Consider the following 13224-nt stretch of genomic DNA (forward strand, 5'->3'; position numbering starts at 1 on the left):
CCGGTATACCCCGGTTTGGGGGTGGACAGTGGAGGCACAACCCTGGACTCCCGCGTCCAGGGTCACCCCCCGCCCAGGCACCGCTGTCCACCCCCGTCAGCCCGTCCGACCTGCGACAACACCGCCGCAGACCAGGGTCCGTCCAGGGTTCAGACCGATAAAACGATCACCAACAGGAGACCCCGATGCCTGCCGAGACCACGCCCACCCACGCCGCCATGACCGACGCAGAAGCCGCAATCGAGGCCCGCCGGATCATCGCCGACTTCGCCACCTCGTACCGCGACGACACGCCCCTACCGAGCATCGGAAACGCCATGCCCGTCGCCCAGCCCGGCCGGCCCCCCATGAGCCAGCGCGCCACCGACGCCAGCGCGTTGATGCTCGCCGCCGGCGCCGCGTCGGTACCGATCGGCGGCTCCGTCTCCCTGGTGCTGTGGACCGCAGGCCAGGTCGACCCGCTCACCATCGGGCTCATCTGCGGGATGCCCGTCGCGGTCCTCGCAGCCCTCGCCGCCGTACTCAAGCGCGCCAAAGGCGTCGCCGAAGCCGCCCCGGCCCAGCAGCACCACCACTACGCCGGGCCCGTCCACCAGCACACCCAGACCATCCACAGCCAGACCCGGCTGTGGGGCAAGACCACCAACAACCTGTAGGAGACCCGTGGACAACGAATGCCAGCTGTGCGGAGCGCCCGGCGGCTACCCGTACTGCAACACCGCCTGCGAAGCCGCCGACAACCCCGAGGAGGACGAGTGAACCCGGCCCGCCTCACCCTCATCTATTGGCCTGTGTGGCAACGCCGGCCCGTCATCGCCCTCCACCACAAACCCGACCCCCGCTGCCCCGACTGCGACGGCGGCGGCTACGTAGGCGACGACATGGACTGCGTCGACGAACGCGCCTGCACCTGCGCTCCGGAAGAGCCGATCGCCGTCCTCCCACTGCCGCGAATTGCCGATCGGCACTACTGGCGGAAGATGCTCAAGAACTAGCCCTCGCGGCCCCGGTCATCGGCCGGGGCCGCCGTGCGTGGCACCGCTCGCGCCACCCAGCCCCGGCCGACCGCAGCAGACGGCGGATTCGTCGGCACCGCATCCAACAACCGGCACAACCGATCCAGCTCCCGCCAGCACTCCTCCGCGGTACGGGCGCGGACCATATAGGAGACCCCCATGACGGCAGCGTGCCGTATGGGGGTTCGGCGTTTCGGCCGAACGCGCCTTGAGCCGGATCAGGGTTCGGTGGCCGTAGGAAGGTATCCGTCGTTTCGAGCCAATGCCGACGCGCGCTCGTGCACCGACATGCAGCGGAGCAGCGGTACCAGTTCTGCGACAGCAGCGCGCACTTCCTCGGCTTCGTTCGCCTCGACGAACATGTAGGGGGTGTAGGGCTCGTTCTCGGCGGCTGCAATGTCGCCATCTTGAATGTTCCAGTCGTCGAGAACGACGTGAAGCGGGCCCCCGACAGGTTCGATCTCGTAGATCGCACGGATGAGTTCGAGGGCGCGCTTGACTTGGGGATTCCAGTGGTCTGGGCGGCCGAGTTCATCCCAACACTGCTTACACATCAGGGCTGCTCCTCGTCTGGGCGCACCTGGCCCATGTTCGGTGCGATGTTGTCCGTGCCGACGCGCCGTACCGAGACGCTCGGCCGCCACTCCTTGCGGTAGTCGGGGTGGTCGGCGTAGGGCAGGGCGAGCAGCTTGACGGCCCCGTGCAGCGCGAGCAGCGCGCCAGCGGACGCGAGGTCGTCTGGATGGGCGCGGCGGTTTTCCATCGCGCGCTCGTACCGCTCAACGACTTGCCGCTTGGCGTCGACGTCGGCAAGGACGCGGTCCGGGTCGTGGCGGGCGATGTACTCCGCATTGACCAGGTTCCGCCGTTCACTGGCCTCGCCGGTGGTGGCCACAACCAAAGCTCCCATGTCGGGCGGCGCGGCGAACACCGCCTCCTCTGTCCGCCCTGAGGCCGTGGCGTGGTGACGGGTGGTCGGCGCGTTCCGCCACGGTCCTACCGTCGCGTCCCGCGCCACCTGCTCGTCCTCGTCGAGGCGCGCCCGCAGGAACGCCACCAGGTCGTCGGTCATCGGACCGCCTCCCGTTCCGCACGTGTGCGCGAGTCCCCATTGATGCGGATCGCGATGGTGCGGGCCCGCTCGTGGTTCACGTTGGCCCAGGTGCCGATCTCGCGGAACGAGTGGCCGTCGAGACGCGCTGCAGCGATATCCGCGTCCAGCGCATCCCTGGCGCGCTCCACTGCGGCGGCGCGGCGGTTGAGCTCCTTCTCCCAGTCGGTCATGCGCCCCATCGTCTCACCTCGGATGGCTAATCCATAGACACAATCGCGTCTAATCTCTAGACAGTGAGCCGAACCTCTGAGACTCTATGAGTGTCTAGAACATAGACAGTCGCTCTGGAGGGGACCACGATGAAAGCCGCCGCCCGTACCCGCCGCAACGCCACCCGAGCCGCCGCCGCCACCGCGAAGGCCCTCGGCTACACCACCCTCAACGGCATCGTCGGCGTCTGGGTCAGCGAAGGCCGCCTCGTCCGAACCGGCGACATCCTCGACCGCCTCGGCGCCGACCTCCCCGACGGACAGCGCAGCTGGTACGGCCGACACGTCGCCAAGGCCTACCGCACCACCCACGACGGCGCCGACGCCATCCGCGTCTGGGTGCAGCACCGCAGCACCGGCAAGTGGACCCACGTGTTCGTCTACGCCCCCGCAGACCCCGCCCTCTACACGGCGCTCCGCACCTACAAGGCAACCCGGAACCTCACCCGCGCCGCGCTCGTGGAGGCCGCCTGAACCACTCAAGCCGCCGCCACCGCCTGGTGGGAGCTCACGCCCGAGGAAGAGGCGCGCCTCGATCGGGACTACTGGACAGACCGCTACGACCACGACCTTGACGACGAGGACTAGCCCGGAGACCCGCATGCACCAGACCCCGCACCCCTACACCATCACCGACCTCCCCGACGGCGCCCGCGACATCGACTGGACCCACCCCACCGACTGCCCCGACGGCGAGCACTGCCCCATAAGCGTCCTCGCCAGCCACCTGCCCACGCACGACATGGCCGCTCTCGGCACCCACCTCCCCGCCGGCACCTACTACCTCGGCCTCTACTGGCACCACAGCCTGCGCCTCGTCGACGACCACGGCCACGACCTACCGGAAGCGGCCTGACCCCCACCCCGATTGGCCCGCTCTCTAGCCGTGCATAACGGTCATGAGAGCGGGCCAATTAGCGTGTGCCCATGCGACCCTAGGGCCAGAAGGGAGGCCGCAATGAGCGACGAGCCTGCGGTCGGCGCAGTCCACGGCGCCGACGGCCGCTTCATACGCACCCTCAAAGGCGCCGAACGCGACGCCGAAGCCTGCCGACTCCGCGCCAAGGGCTGGTCCTACCAGCGGATCAGCGACCACCTCGGCTACGGCAACAAAGGCACCGCCCACCACGCCGTCCGCAAAGTCCTCCAGGACACCGTGCAGGAGCCGGCCGACGAGCTCCGCGAACTCGAGCTGCAGCGCCTCGACGCCATGTACGCCGCGGCAATGAACGTCCTCGAGCGGCAGCACATCACCGTCTCCAACGGCCGCATCATCGCCCTCAACGGCGAACCCCTCCCCGACGACGGACCCACCCTGCAGGCCATCGACCGGCTGCTCCGCATCTCCGAGTCCCGCCGCAAACTCCTCGGCCTCGACGCCCCGTCCCGCGTCTCTGTTGATGCGGAGAACCTCGGCGCCGAGATCAGCGCCATCCTCGACCGGCTCACCGAGACGAGCGGCGATGACAGCGCCCGCGCCTGACCTCGACCACATCCGCGCCCAAGTCGCCCAGCTCGTCCGGGCCGGCGACACCCGGCAGCTCAAGACCATCCGCGACCAGCTCAAGTCGCGGTCCGACCGCATCAACCTCGCGGAGCGCGCAGCCCGGTACGCGACCGACCCCGTGCTCTGGGTACAGGAACGCCTCGGGCAGACCGTGTGGTCCAAGCAGCGGGAGATCCTCACCTCCGTGCGGGACCACCGCCGCGTCGCGGTGCGGTCCGGACACGGCGTCGGCAAGAGCCACGTGGCCTCCCTCGTCGCCTGCTGGTGGCTCGACACGCACCCACCCGGTACCGCCTTCGTCGTGTCCACCGCGCCAACGTTCTCCCAGGTGCGGGCAATCCTGTGGCGCTACATCCGCCGCAACCACCGAGCGGGGGACCTCGCCGGCCGGGTGAACCAAACCGAGTGGCACATCGACGACGAGCTCGTCGGATATGGCCGCAAGCCCGCTGACCATGACGAGTCGGCGTTCCAGGGCATTCACGCCCGGTATGTGCTGGTGCTGATCGATGAAGCATGCGGCGTGCCGGAGCAGCTCTGGGTCGCCGCCGACGGGCTCGCCACCGGCCCGGACTGCCGCATCCTCGCCATCGGCAACCCAGACAACCCCGCTTCGCACTTCCGCAAGGTCTGCACCGCCGGCTCGAGCTGGCATCAGATCAGCATCAGCGCCTTCGACTCCCCGAACCTGACCGGGGAGACCGTGCCGGAGGAGATGGCGCTGGCCCTCGTCGGCCGCGAATGGGTCGAGGAGAAAGCGCGCGAGTGGGGCGAGGACAACCCCATCTACCGCTCGAAGGTGCTGGGGGAGTTCAGCTCGGACGCGCCGAACCAGGTGGTGCGCGCCTCCGACCTGGCGAAGTGCCGCATCGACCGCGACCGCAAGCCGCTGCCCGAGGAACTCGCTCCCGTCGAGCTTGGCGTGGACGTCGGTGGCGGGGGCGACGAGACCGTCATCCGGGAGCGCCGCGGCCGTCGCGCGGGCAGGGAGTGGCGCGCCCACACCGACCGCCCCGAGAAGATCGCCCCCCTGGTGCTGCAGGCCATCCGCGACACCGGCGCCACCGCGGTCAAGGTGGACTCCATCGGCGTGGGTTTCGGCGTCATCGGCGAGTTGAGGAACGCGGCGACGCGCGGGGAACATCGCGCCCAGGTTCTCGGCGTCAACGTGGCCCAGGCCGCCAGTCGCCCCGACAAGTACCTAAACCTGCGGGCGGAAATGTGGTGGGAGCTGGCTCGCGGCCACTCCGAAGCCGGCACGTGGGACCTGTCCCGTATGGACAACCCGGACGCCACCATGGCCCAGTTGCTGGAGCCGAGGTGGGATACCGACCCGAAGGGGCGGATCCGGGTTGAGCCGAAGGATGACATCCGGTCCCGGCTGGGCCGGTCTCCGGACAATGCGGATGCTCTGCTGCTCGCGTTCTACAGCGCGGGCCGAACTCGAGTGAGGTGGCTGTGAAGCCCGATCGGACAACGTTGTCAAGACTGCGAGCAGTCATCTCTATCCTGCTGGTATTCGTTGGGCTTATGCTTGTTGCGATCGGCATAGGGATGGCTTATGGGCCCGCGGGGTGGGTGGCCGCCGGACTCGGAGCCCTCGCTTTCGAACGCTGGCTCCGAGACGAGTAGGGGAGGCGTGGTGCGCAAAGCATTCCTGAGCACGCTCCGCGACGCCATCACCCCCACGCCCAGCACCACCCCGGTCCCGTTCACCAACCGCTCCGCATCCTTCGCCCTGCCATTCGGGCAACGGCGCGACGCCGTCGCACAGATGTCCGCCATGGGCTCCGTCGGCACCCTCTTCGCCATCGTCAACCGCACCTCCAACGCCACCAGCCAGGTCGAATGGAAGCTGTGGCGCAAGGCCAAGTCGGGCAGAGACGAAGACCGGACCGAGGTCACCAGCCACGCTGCCCTGGACCTGTGGGCCAGGCCCAATGCGTTCATGCCGCGGCAGGAGTTCGTCGAAGTCTTCCAGCAGCACATCGACCTCACCGGCGAAGGCTGGTGGGTCATCGCCCGCGACCCGCGGTCCACGATCCCGCTCGAACTGTGGCCCGTCCGCCCCGACCGCATGACCCCCGTACCCCACCCGGAGAAGTTCCTCGCCGGCTACGTGTACACCTCCCCCGACGGGGAGAAGGTGCCGCTCGAGGTAGACGAGGTCATCCAGCTCCGCATGCCCAACCCGCTCGACCCGTACCGCGGCATGGGCCCTGTGCAGTCGGTACTCACCGACCTCGACGCCACGAAGTACAGCGCCGAGTGGAACCGCGCCTTCTTCATCAACTCGGCCGAGCCGGGCGGCATCATCGAAGTCCCCGAGACGCTCAGCGATCCCGAGTTCGACCAGCTGCGGGAACGATGGAACGAGCAGCATCGCGGCGTAGCCAACGCGCACCGGGTCGCGATCCTCGAGCACGGCAAATGGGTCGACCGGAAAATGACCCAACGCGACATGCAGTTCGTCGAACTGCGCCACGTCAGCCGCGACGTCATACGCGAAGCTTTCGGCATACCGAAGTTCGCCGTGGGAGACGTCGACGACGTCAACCGCGCCACCGCTGAAGCCTCGAAGACGTGGTTCGCGGAGATGCTCACCGTGCCCCGGCTCGAGCGCATCAAGGCCGCGCTGAACCACGAACTGCTGCCCCTCTTCGGCTCGGCAGCGCAGGGCCTGGAGTTCGACTACTGCGACCCTGTCCCCGCCGACCTCGCGACCGAGGCGGCGCAGCTCACCGCCCGCGCCGCCGCCGCCCGCGAGCTGGTCACCGCAGGCTTCTACGCCCCCGAGGTCCGGGAAGCCCTCAACCTCCCGGAGATGGCGTTCGGCCAGCCAGGAGCGGACCAGGACCGCGAGCTGCTCATCGACCTCGTCAAGGCCGCGCCCGCCGCGCTGGCCTCCACGATCCTGCCCATGCTGGGCTTCGAACTGCCTGAGTCTCCGGCTCCTCCCGCGATCGCCGTGCCCGAGCAGCCGGAGCCCGACGACGAGCCGCCCGACAAGGGGCCTCCGAAGGCCGAGGCGACACCTGAGCCGACGAGCCGGCTGCCGCTCGGCCCGCAGCTCACCGCACTCCTCGCCCAGGCCGACACCGACCCCCGGCTAGAGCAGATCCGCCAGCAGCACGAGACAGCCCTCAACGCACTCCTCGCCGAGTGGGACACGGTCACCGACCGGCAGATCGAGCAGCTCGCCACCCAGATCCAGACCGCCGTGGACGACGGGGACATCGCCGCCCTCGGCGCGCTCACCGTCGACACGGCCGACGCCGAACAGCGCCTCCGTGCGGCGCTCGCCGACATGGCCACCGCTGCGGCACGGCAGATGGCATCCGAGGCCGCAGCCCAGGGCGTGAGCGTCGACGTACCCGAGCTGGAGATGCACGCCGACGGAACAGTCGGCCGACTGCTGCGGGACTACGGCTCCGAGCTCATCGACATCGCCACCGTGGCTGCGGTCATCCTCGGCGCCGAACTCGCCCGCTCCGCCGCTACGGAGGCTATCCGCCAGTACCGGCCGGGTGCGGTCGGCGCCCGCGTCGCCTCCTCGGTGCGGTCGTTCCTGCGCGGGCTGAAGGGGCGGTTCCAGAAGGACCAGTTGGCCGCAGCTCTCCACCGCGCGCAGAACACGGGCCGGATCGCAGTCCTAGAGGCCGCACCGGTCGCCGTGTACGAGGCCACGGAGAAGCTCGACGGCAACACCTGCCGGCCTTGCGCGGACATCGACGGGACGCAGTTCCCGACCCTCGACGCGGTCCGCGCCGCCTACGGAGCCGGGGGCTACCAGCAGTGCGAGGGCGGATCTCGTTGCCGCGGCACGGTTATAGCGACCTGGGATGGTGCATCATGAGGGTGACTCGTGGGGGAGTTGCGGAGCTGGGGATGCGCATTCCCTCAAGGGCTGAGCGCGTGCGGATGGTGCACCGTGCGACGGCTGGCATGCCGGTGGGTGCGTCCGGGATCCTGCTGGGTGGCGGGGACGGCGTTCGTGGCGGACGCCGGGGTGGCAACGTTGTAGACAACGTTGTCGGAGCTGTGGCCCGGGAGGGGCGACCGCGGGCCACAGCCTCCATCCAGCCCTGGTACTCCATCACCAACCTGAACGCCGACGAAGCCGAAGTCCTGATCTACGACGAGATCAGTTGGATGGGGCTCGGCGCCGAGGACTTCGTCCGCGAACTGCGCCAGGTCCAGGCCCGCCAGCTCAACGTCCGCATCAACTCCCCGGGCGGCAGCGTCTTCGACGGAATCACCATCGCCAACGCCATAGCCTCCCACCCCGCCAACGTCACCGTCTACGTGGACGGCATCGCCGCCAGCATCGCCTCCGTCATCGCCCTCGCAGGCGACCGAGTCGTGATGATGCCCCGCTCCCAAATGATGATCCACGACGCGTCCGGGCTGTGCATGGGCAACGCGGTCGACATGCGCGAGATGGCCGACCTCCTCGACAAGCAGTCGGACAACATCGCCGGAGCGTATGCGGACCGGGCCGGCGGCACGCCCGATGAGTGGCGTGAGCGGATGCGCGCGGAGACCTGGTACTCGGCGCGGGAAGCCGTCGACGCGGGCCTTGCGGACGAGGTCGCGGAGCCGCCCCGTCGGGGTCGCGGCGAGGAGCAGCAGCCCGAAGAGGAGCCGGAGCAGGAGGGCGTCCCGGCCATGCACACCGACGCACTGATCCGGGCCGCTTTCCGCTACCAGAGCCGCGAACAGGCCCCCGTGCCCGTCCTCAAGGCGCAGGCCACGGAGACGGCTGGCGAGACAGTCGAGGAGCCCGCGCCGACTGTCATGGACGTCACCGAATACGTCGTCACCGACGAGGCGCCGGCCCAAGAACCCGAGCCTGAACCGCCCGCTGAGGCAGACGCCTGGGCGTCCCTGACCGCGCACCTGTGCGAGCCAGCCCCCGACCCGTGGGCTGCCCTCGTCGCCCACCTGACCGACACCACCACGTCGTCCAGCGCGGCGACGAGCACTCACGCCTGAAGGAGGCACCCGTGACCACTACCGTCCCGCGCAACTCGGATGAGCTCGCAGAGATGCTCGCCGACCCGGCGAAGGCCAAGGAAGTCCTGGCGAGCACCGACTCGCTGGTCAAGTTCGTCGACTCCTACGCGCACCAGCGCCAGGGCGACGGCACCGAGCTGAAGCAGCTCGTTGCCGAGGAAGCGCAGAAGCAGCTCGCCAACATGCTTCGCGAGAACGACCAGCGGGCCGACAAGGAGTCCATCCAGCGGCTGAACCTCGACCCGCAGACCGGTCCCCGGAACATGCTCACCGGTCACAAGCAGGCCACTGCGCACAACCCCAAGGCGCCCGGTGCCGTCCTCGACGGCAAGTTCACCAACGCCGCCGACTACATCCGCAACATCTGGCACCTCAACACGGACCCCGCGGCGCTGGCCAAGCAGTCGGAGATCCGCAACGCCTTCGGCAGCGTGGTCCCGTCGGATGGCGGGTTCCTGGTGCCGGAGACGCTCCGGTCGCAGCTGCTGGAGATTGCGCTGGAGATGGCCGTGGTCCGGCCCCGCGCAACTGTGGTGCCGATGGAGTCGGCGCGGGTCCCGTTCCCGATGATCGACTCCACGTCGAACTCCTCGTCCGTGTTCGGCGGCATGGTCGCCTACTGGGGCGAGGAAGGCGCCGAGTTCACCGACGCCTCCGCGAAGTTCGGCCGCGTCGTCCTCGACGCCAAGAAGCTCACGGGCCTGTCCGCGGTGCCGAACGAGCTGCTCGCCGACTCACTCATCTCCTTCTCCGCGCTGATCGAGCGACTGTGGCCCGAGACCCTCGCCTGGTACGAGGACGTCGCGTTCATGGTCGGCACGGGAGCGGGCGAGCCGCTGGGATTCCTCGGCGCCGCCAACTCCGCTTCCATCGCCGTGAGCAAGGAGTCCGGCCAGGCGGCGGCAACGCTCGTGTGGGAAAACGTGGTCAAAATGTACGCCCGCATGCTCCCGTCCTCGCTGAACCGGGCCGTATGGATCGTCAGCAACGAGGTGCTGCCGGAGCTGTACACGATGGCCCTCTCCGTCGGCACCGGCGGCGGCCCCATCTTCATGGCGGCAGGGCAGCAGTCGCCGCACGCCACCCTGCTGGGCCGCCCCATCATCGTCAGCGAAAAGGCCAGCCAGCTCGGCACGCGCGGCGACATCGCGTTCGTCGACCTCTCCTACTACCTCATCGGCGACCGGCAGACCATGGCCGCCTCCTCGAGCACGGACTACAAGTTCGGCTCCGACAAGACCACGTTCCGGATCCTGCAGCGCGTCGACGGCCGCCCCTGGCTCCAGAACGCCATCACCCCCCAGAACGGCGGAGACACCCTGTCCCCGTTCGTCGAGCTTGAGACCCGCAGCTAACCGACTGGCCGGCGTCGGCAGTAACGCCCCGGCGTCGGCTTCCACCCGGGCCGGCAGTGTCGCCCCGGCAGGGCACCACAGACAGGAGATTGAACATGGCACAGGACGGACTCGGCAGGCTCTTCGACCTGTCGACGGGATGGTCGCCTGTCGATGCGCAGACCGCGCAGACCGGCAAGCGCGTGTCCCTCAAGCACGCGGGTGGCTGCACCATTGTCGTCGTCAAGGCGGCTGGCACGGCAGGCGACGACCACTCCTACGACCTGCAGCAGCACACCGCGAGTACGGGCGGCACGACCGCCGACCTCGACATCATCTCGTCGTACTACCTGAAGGACGAGACGACCCTCGACGGCGACGAGACCTGGTCGAGGCTCACCCAGACTGCGGCCTCGGAAATCACTGAGGCTGGGGGCGCCGGTACGTCGGCGGAGCACGAGCAGATCCTCGTCATTGAGGTCGACGCCCGGCAGCTGTCAGACGGTTACGACTACATCAGCCTGAACAGCGGCGGCGAGGGCTCGAACGCACAGCTGTCGACCTGCCTGTACATCCTCCGTGACCTTGCGGTTCAGCGCGCGCCGCAGAACCTCGTCGCCCCGCTGAGCTAAGGGAGCCCGACCCATGACTGCGATCATCCAGGGCTCCCAGCTGCGGAACCTGCTTCTGGGTAACGCGCCTGTCTCCACCGCGTCCGGCACCCTCGACGAGGACGTCACCCCCACCCTGTTCACCGTCGCTGGCGGCGAGGTCCTGATCACTGCCATGTGGGCGAAGGTGACCACAGCCATCACCGTGGCGAACACGGTCACGATCCAGGCCAACCCGACGACCGGTGACACGTCCGCTATCTGCGCCGGCGACCTCGGCACCACCGATACGGCCGCCGGGACCGTTCTGGGCTGGGAGCCGGACAGCGCCGCGTTCGTGAGGAACGGCCCGCCCATCTCGGCAGTCGTGTCCACGGGAACCGTGGAACTCGACTCGAACGGGACCAACGTGGACGGTGCACTGACGGTGTACTGCACGTGGGTGCCGTTGACCGAGGGCGCGACGCTGGTGGCGGCCTGACATGGCCGCCTGGGTGTGCGTGGAGTGCACCGCCGTGTACGCGGTGGGCGCTTCATGCTGCCCGCACTGCCAGTCGACTGCGCACGTCGAGCAGGGAGAACCCATGCCGAAGAACACGGTCCACGGCGGTCCCAGCAACCGCTTCGACCTCGAGACCGCCGGTGCCGTGACAGAGCCCCCCGCGAGCACGGCACCGGCTCGGACCGAGCTGAGGGGCGAGCACGGCCCTGAGCTCGTGCACTTCGACGAAGGTGACCAGGTATGGCCTGGGAAGAGCTCCTCTCCATCACCCGCGAGTACGCCGACGAGCTCCGAGCCGAGCGCGAGCAGCCCCCGCAAGCCTGCCCGCAAGACGGCGAGCCGCTCAAAGCAGGCCCGGACGGACAGCTCTACTGCCCCTTCGACGGATGGCGACCACGGCGGTGAGACGTGAGCGCTTACCGGTCGAACGAATTGTTCAGGGTCAGCGGTCTGACCCTGAACAGCAGCACAAACCACGTCACCGCTGGCATCACGAACGCAGTGACCGGCCGGACCGGCGCCATCGACATCTCCCGGATCAGCTCCGGTCTCCTCGTCGTAAACGTTGCCAACGCGCCCACCGGGACGAACCCCACGCTTGCGGTGTTCTTCGATGCGAGTGATGCGTTCGGGAACTGGGCGCTCACCTCTAACGCAACCGCGATCAGCGGGGCCGTGCTCACCAGCAGCGGAACCGTCTACGGCAACATCACCAGCGGCTACGTCCTGACCGACCTCGGCCGGATCCGCTGGACGGTCGGCGGCACCGACTCGCCGTCATTCACCGGGGTCAGTTTCTCCCTGTACGGCCGGCCCTAAGAGCTCCGCAAGGCATCTGGAAGGAGGTGAACGGAGATGGGGATCTGGTACGCCACCCGTGAGGACGTCCAGCGCGCCCTCGACTACAAGGAGACCGCCCGCAACGCGCGGCAGGTCGACCGGGCGCTCGAAGGCGCATCCCGCAGTGTGGAGGCCCTGTGCCACCGGCGCTTCTACCCGGAGACGGCGACCCGGTACTGGGACTGGCCGAACGGGCAGACCGCGCGGCCGTGGCGGCTGTGGCTCGACGACCACGAGCTCATCTCTGTCACCACCCTGTCGTCCGGCGGCACCACGATCGCCTCCAGCGACTATTTCCTCGAGCCGAACCGATCCGGCCCGCCGTACAACCGCATCGAGATCGACCTGGACTCGAACGCTGCCTACGGCGGCGGCGACACCCACCAGCGGGACATCACCGTGACGGGGCTGTTCGGCTACCGCAACGACGAGACCGCCGTGGGCGCCCTCGCCGAGGCGCTCGACGCCTCCGAGTCCGGGGTCGACGTGACGGGCGCTGCGTCCGCCGAACTGGGCGTCGGCTCGGTGCTGCGCGTCGACTCGGAGCGGATGCTGGTCACCGGGCGCAGCATGCTCGACACCGGGCAAAACCTTGGCGGCTCTGGCCTCACCGCATCAGCTGCCAGCGTCACCGTCACTGTGTCCGACGGCACCTCATTCGCCGTCGATGAGATCCTGCTCATCGACTCCGAACGCATGCTCGTCGTCGACATCGCCGGCAACACCCTGACGGTCAAGCGCGCATGGGACGGCACCGTGCTCGCCGCCCACTCTGTCGGCGCTGACGTCTACGCCCCCCGCACTCTCACCGTCACCCGCGGCGCGATGGGCACGACCGCCGCGGCTCACAGCACCTCGACGACCGTGTACCGGTGGGACGCGCCGGGCCCCGTCCGGCAGCTTGTCATCGCCGATGCCATCACCACCCTGACCCTTGAGACCGCCGGCTACTCCAAGGTGGCCCGCTCTGGCGAGGGCAGCACCGAGCGTGCTCGTGACCAGCGGGGCCTCGAGGCGCTGCGGCAGCAGGTCTACGCCTCCCACGGCCGCAAGGCCCGGATCCGGGGGGTATGAG

The 13224-nt window shown here is 68.9% G+C and carries 17 protein-coding genes; 14 read left to right on the forward strand and 3 right to left on the reverse strand.

What is annotated here, in order from left to right:
- Positions 1-185: 185 nt before the first annotated feature.
- Both ACZ4Z5_RS12765 and ACZ4Z5_RS12770 read left to right on the forward strand, forming a co-directional pair.
- On the forward strand, positions 186-656 hold the full coding sequence (locus ACZ4Z5_RS12765; RefSeq protein WP_468260794.1) for a hypothetical protein: 471 nt from the start codon (positions 186-188) through the stop codon (positions 654-656).
- A 99-nt stretch (positions 657-755) separates the two neighbouring features.
- On the forward strand, positions 756-995 hold the full coding sequence (locus ACZ4Z5_RS12770) for a hypothetical protein (RefSeq protein WP_468260797.1): 240 nt from the start codon (positions 756-758) through the stop codon (positions 993-995).
- Positions 996-1234: 239 nt separating this feature from the next.
- On the opposite strand, the gene ACZ4Z5_RS12775 is transcribed toward ACZ4Z5_RS12770, so the two are convergent.
- The 3 genes from ACZ4Z5_RS12775 to ACZ4Z5_RS12785 are packed head-to-tail and all read right to left on the reverse strand — an operon-like array spanning position 1235 to position 2300.
- Positions 1235-1570, reverse strand: a complete 336-nt coding sequence (locus tag ACZ4Z5_RS12775; RefSeq protein ID WP_468260799.1) for a hypothetical protein — start codon at positions 1568-1570, stop codon at positions 1235-1237.
- A complete protein-coding gene (locus ACZ4Z5_RS12780; protein ID WP_468260801.1) occupies positions 1570-2088 on the reverse strand; it encodes a DUF6221 family protein in 519 nt (172 codons plus the stop codon). The genes ACZ4Z5_RS12775 and ACZ4Z5_RS12780 overlap by 1 nt, the downstream gene beginning before the upstream one ends.
- On the reverse strand, positions 2085-2300 hold the full coding sequence (locus ACZ4Z5_RS12785) for a hypothetical protein (RefSeq protein WP_468260804.1): 216 nt from the start codon (positions 2298-2300) through the stop codon (positions 2085-2087). Before ACZ4Z5_RS12785 ends, ACZ4Z5_RS12780 begins: the two co-directional genes overlap by 4 nt.
- A 129-nt stretch (positions 2301-2429) precedes the next feature.
- On the opposite strand from ACZ4Z5_RS12785, the gene ACZ4Z5_RS12790 reads away from it, so the two are divergent.
- From ACZ4Z5_RS12790 to ACZ4Z5_RS12845, 12 genes are all read left to right on the forward strand, one after another.
- Positions 2430-2813, forward strand: coding sequence for a hypothetical protein (locus ACZ4Z5_RS12790; RefSeq protein WP_468260807.1), 384 nt, complete (start codon positions 2430-2432; stop codon positions 2811-2813).
- Positions 2814-2910: 97 nt separating this feature from the next.
- Positions 2911-3195: a hypothetical protein gene (locus ACZ4Z5_RS12795; RefSeq protein ID WP_468260810.1), complete on the forward strand. Its 285-nt coding sequence runs from the start codon at positions 2911-2913 to the stop codon at positions 3193-3195.
- 102 nt (positions 3196-3297) lie between these two features.
- A complete protein-coding gene (locus tag ACZ4Z5_RS12800) occupies positions 3298-3822 on the forward strand; it encodes a hypothetical protein (RefSeq protein WP_468260813.1) in 525 nt (174 codons plus the stop codon).
- Positions 3803-5308 (forward strand): hypothetical protein, encoded by a 1506-nt coding sequence (locus ACZ4Z5_RS12805; protein ID WP_468260816.1) that lies wholly within the window; start codon positions 3803-3805, stop codon positions 5306-5308. Before ACZ4Z5_RS12800 ends, ACZ4Z5_RS12805 begins: the two co-directional genes overlap by 20 nt.
- A 180-nt stretch (positions 5309-5488) precedes the next feature.
- Positions 5489-7702 carry a phage portal protein gene (locus ACZ4Z5_RS12810; RefSeq protein WP_468260819.1) on the forward strand — a complete coding sequence of 738 codons (2214 nt, stop codon included), beginning with the start codon at positions 5489-5491 and terminating at the stop codon, positions 7700-7702.
- A gap of 185 nt (positions 7703-7887) precedes the next feature.
- Complete coding sequence (locus ACZ4Z5_RS12815; protein WP_468260822.1) at positions 7888-8841, forward strand: head maturation protease, ClpP-related; 954 nt, start codon at positions 7888-7890, stop codon at positions 8839-8841.
- Between the two features lie 11 nt (positions 8842-8852).
- The gene (locus tag ACZ4Z5_RS12820; RefSeq protein WP_468260825.1) at positions 8853-10217 is read left to right on the forward strand and encodes a phage major capsid protein; all 1365 of its coding nucleotides are present in this window, start codon (positions 8853-8855) and stop codon (positions 10215-10217) included.
- A gap of 95 nt (positions 10218-10312) precedes the next feature.
- Positions 10313-10828: a hypothetical protein gene (locus ACZ4Z5_RS12825; protein WP_468260828.1), complete on the forward strand. Its 516-nt coding sequence runs from the start codon at positions 10313-10315 to the stop codon at positions 10826-10828.
- A 13-nt stretch (positions 10829-10841) separates the two neighbouring features.
- A complete protein-coding gene (locus ACZ4Z5_RS12830; RefSeq protein ID WP_468260831.1) occupies positions 10842-11288 on the forward strand; it encodes a hypothetical protein in 447 nt (148 codons plus the stop codon).
- A gap of 261 nt (positions 11289-11549) precedes the next feature.
- On the forward strand, positions 11550-11714 hold the full coding sequence (locus tag ACZ4Z5_RS12835) for a hypothetical protein (RefSeq protein ID WP_468260834.1): 165 nt from the start codon (positions 11550-11552) through the stop codon (positions 11712-11714).
- Between the two features lie 96 nt (positions 11715-11810).
- Positions 11811-12128 carry a hypothetical protein gene (locus ACZ4Z5_RS12840; RefSeq protein WP_468260837.1) on the forward strand — a complete coding sequence of 106 codons (318 nt, stop codon included), beginning with the start codon at positions 11811-11813 and terminating at the stop codon, positions 12126-12128.
- A 36-nt stretch (positions 12129-12164) separates the two neighbouring features.
- Positions 12165-13223, forward strand: coding sequence for a hypothetical protein (locus tag ACZ4Z5_RS12845; RefSeq protein WP_468260840.1), 1059 nt, complete (start codon positions 12165-12167; stop codon positions 13221-13223).
- Position 13224 lies beyond the last annotated feature (1 nt).

It is taken from the genome of Streptomyces sp. NPDC030222 (genome assembly GCF_055573115.1).

What these genes read in the sequence shown, in the direction of transcription:
- ACZ4Z5_RS12765 (WP_468260794.1), top strand. Translation starts at nt 186, where the DNA reads ATGCCTGCCGAGACCACGCCCACCCACGCCGCCATGACCGACGCAGAA.
- ACZ4Z5_RS12775 (WP_468260799.1), bottom strand. Translation starts at nt 1,570, where the DNA reads ATGTGTAAGCAGTGTTGGGATGAACTCGGCCGCCCAGACCACTGGAAT.
- ACZ4Z5_RS12780 (WP_468260801.1), bottom strand. Translation starts at nt 2,088, where the DNA reads ATGACCGACGACCTGGTGGCGTTCCTGCGGGCGCGCCTCGACGAGGAC.
- ACZ4Z5_RS12785 (WP_468260804.1), bottom strand. Translation starts at nt 2,300, where the DNA reads ATGACCGACTGGGAGAAGGAGCTCAACCGCCGCGCCGCCGCAGTGGAG.
- ACZ4Z5_RS12790 (WP_468260807.1), top strand. Translation starts at nt 2,430, where the DNA reads ATGAAAGCCGCCGCCCGTACCCGCCGCAACGCCACCCGAGCCGCCGCC.
- ACZ4Z5_RS12800 (WP_468260813.1), top strand. Translation starts at nt 3,298, where the DNA reads ATGAGCGACGAGCCTGCGGTCGGCGCAGTCCACGGCGCCGACGGCCGC.
- ACZ4Z5_RS12805 (WP_468260816.1), top strand. Translation starts at nt 3,803, where the DNA reads ATGACAGCGCCCGCGCCTGACCTCGACCACATCCGCGCCCAAGTCGCC.
- ACZ4Z5_RS12825 (WP_468260828.1), top strand. Translation starts at nt 10,313, where the DNA reads ATGGCACAGGACGGACTCGGCAGGCTCTTCGACCTGTCGACGGGATGG.
- ACZ4Z5_RS12830 (WP_468260831.1), top strand. Translation starts at nt 10,842, where the DNA reads ATGACTGCGATCATCCAGGGCTCCCAGCTGCGGAACCTGCTTCTGGGT.
- ACZ4Z5_RS12835 (WP_468260834.1), top strand. Translation starts at nt 11,550, where the DNA reads ATGGCCTGGGAAGAGCTCCTCTCCATCACCCGCGAGTACGCCGACGAG.
- ACZ4Z5_RS12845 (WP_468260840.1), top strand. Translation starts at nt 12,165, where the DNA reads ATGGGGATCTGGTACGCCACCCGTGAGGACGTCCAGCGCGCCCTCGAC.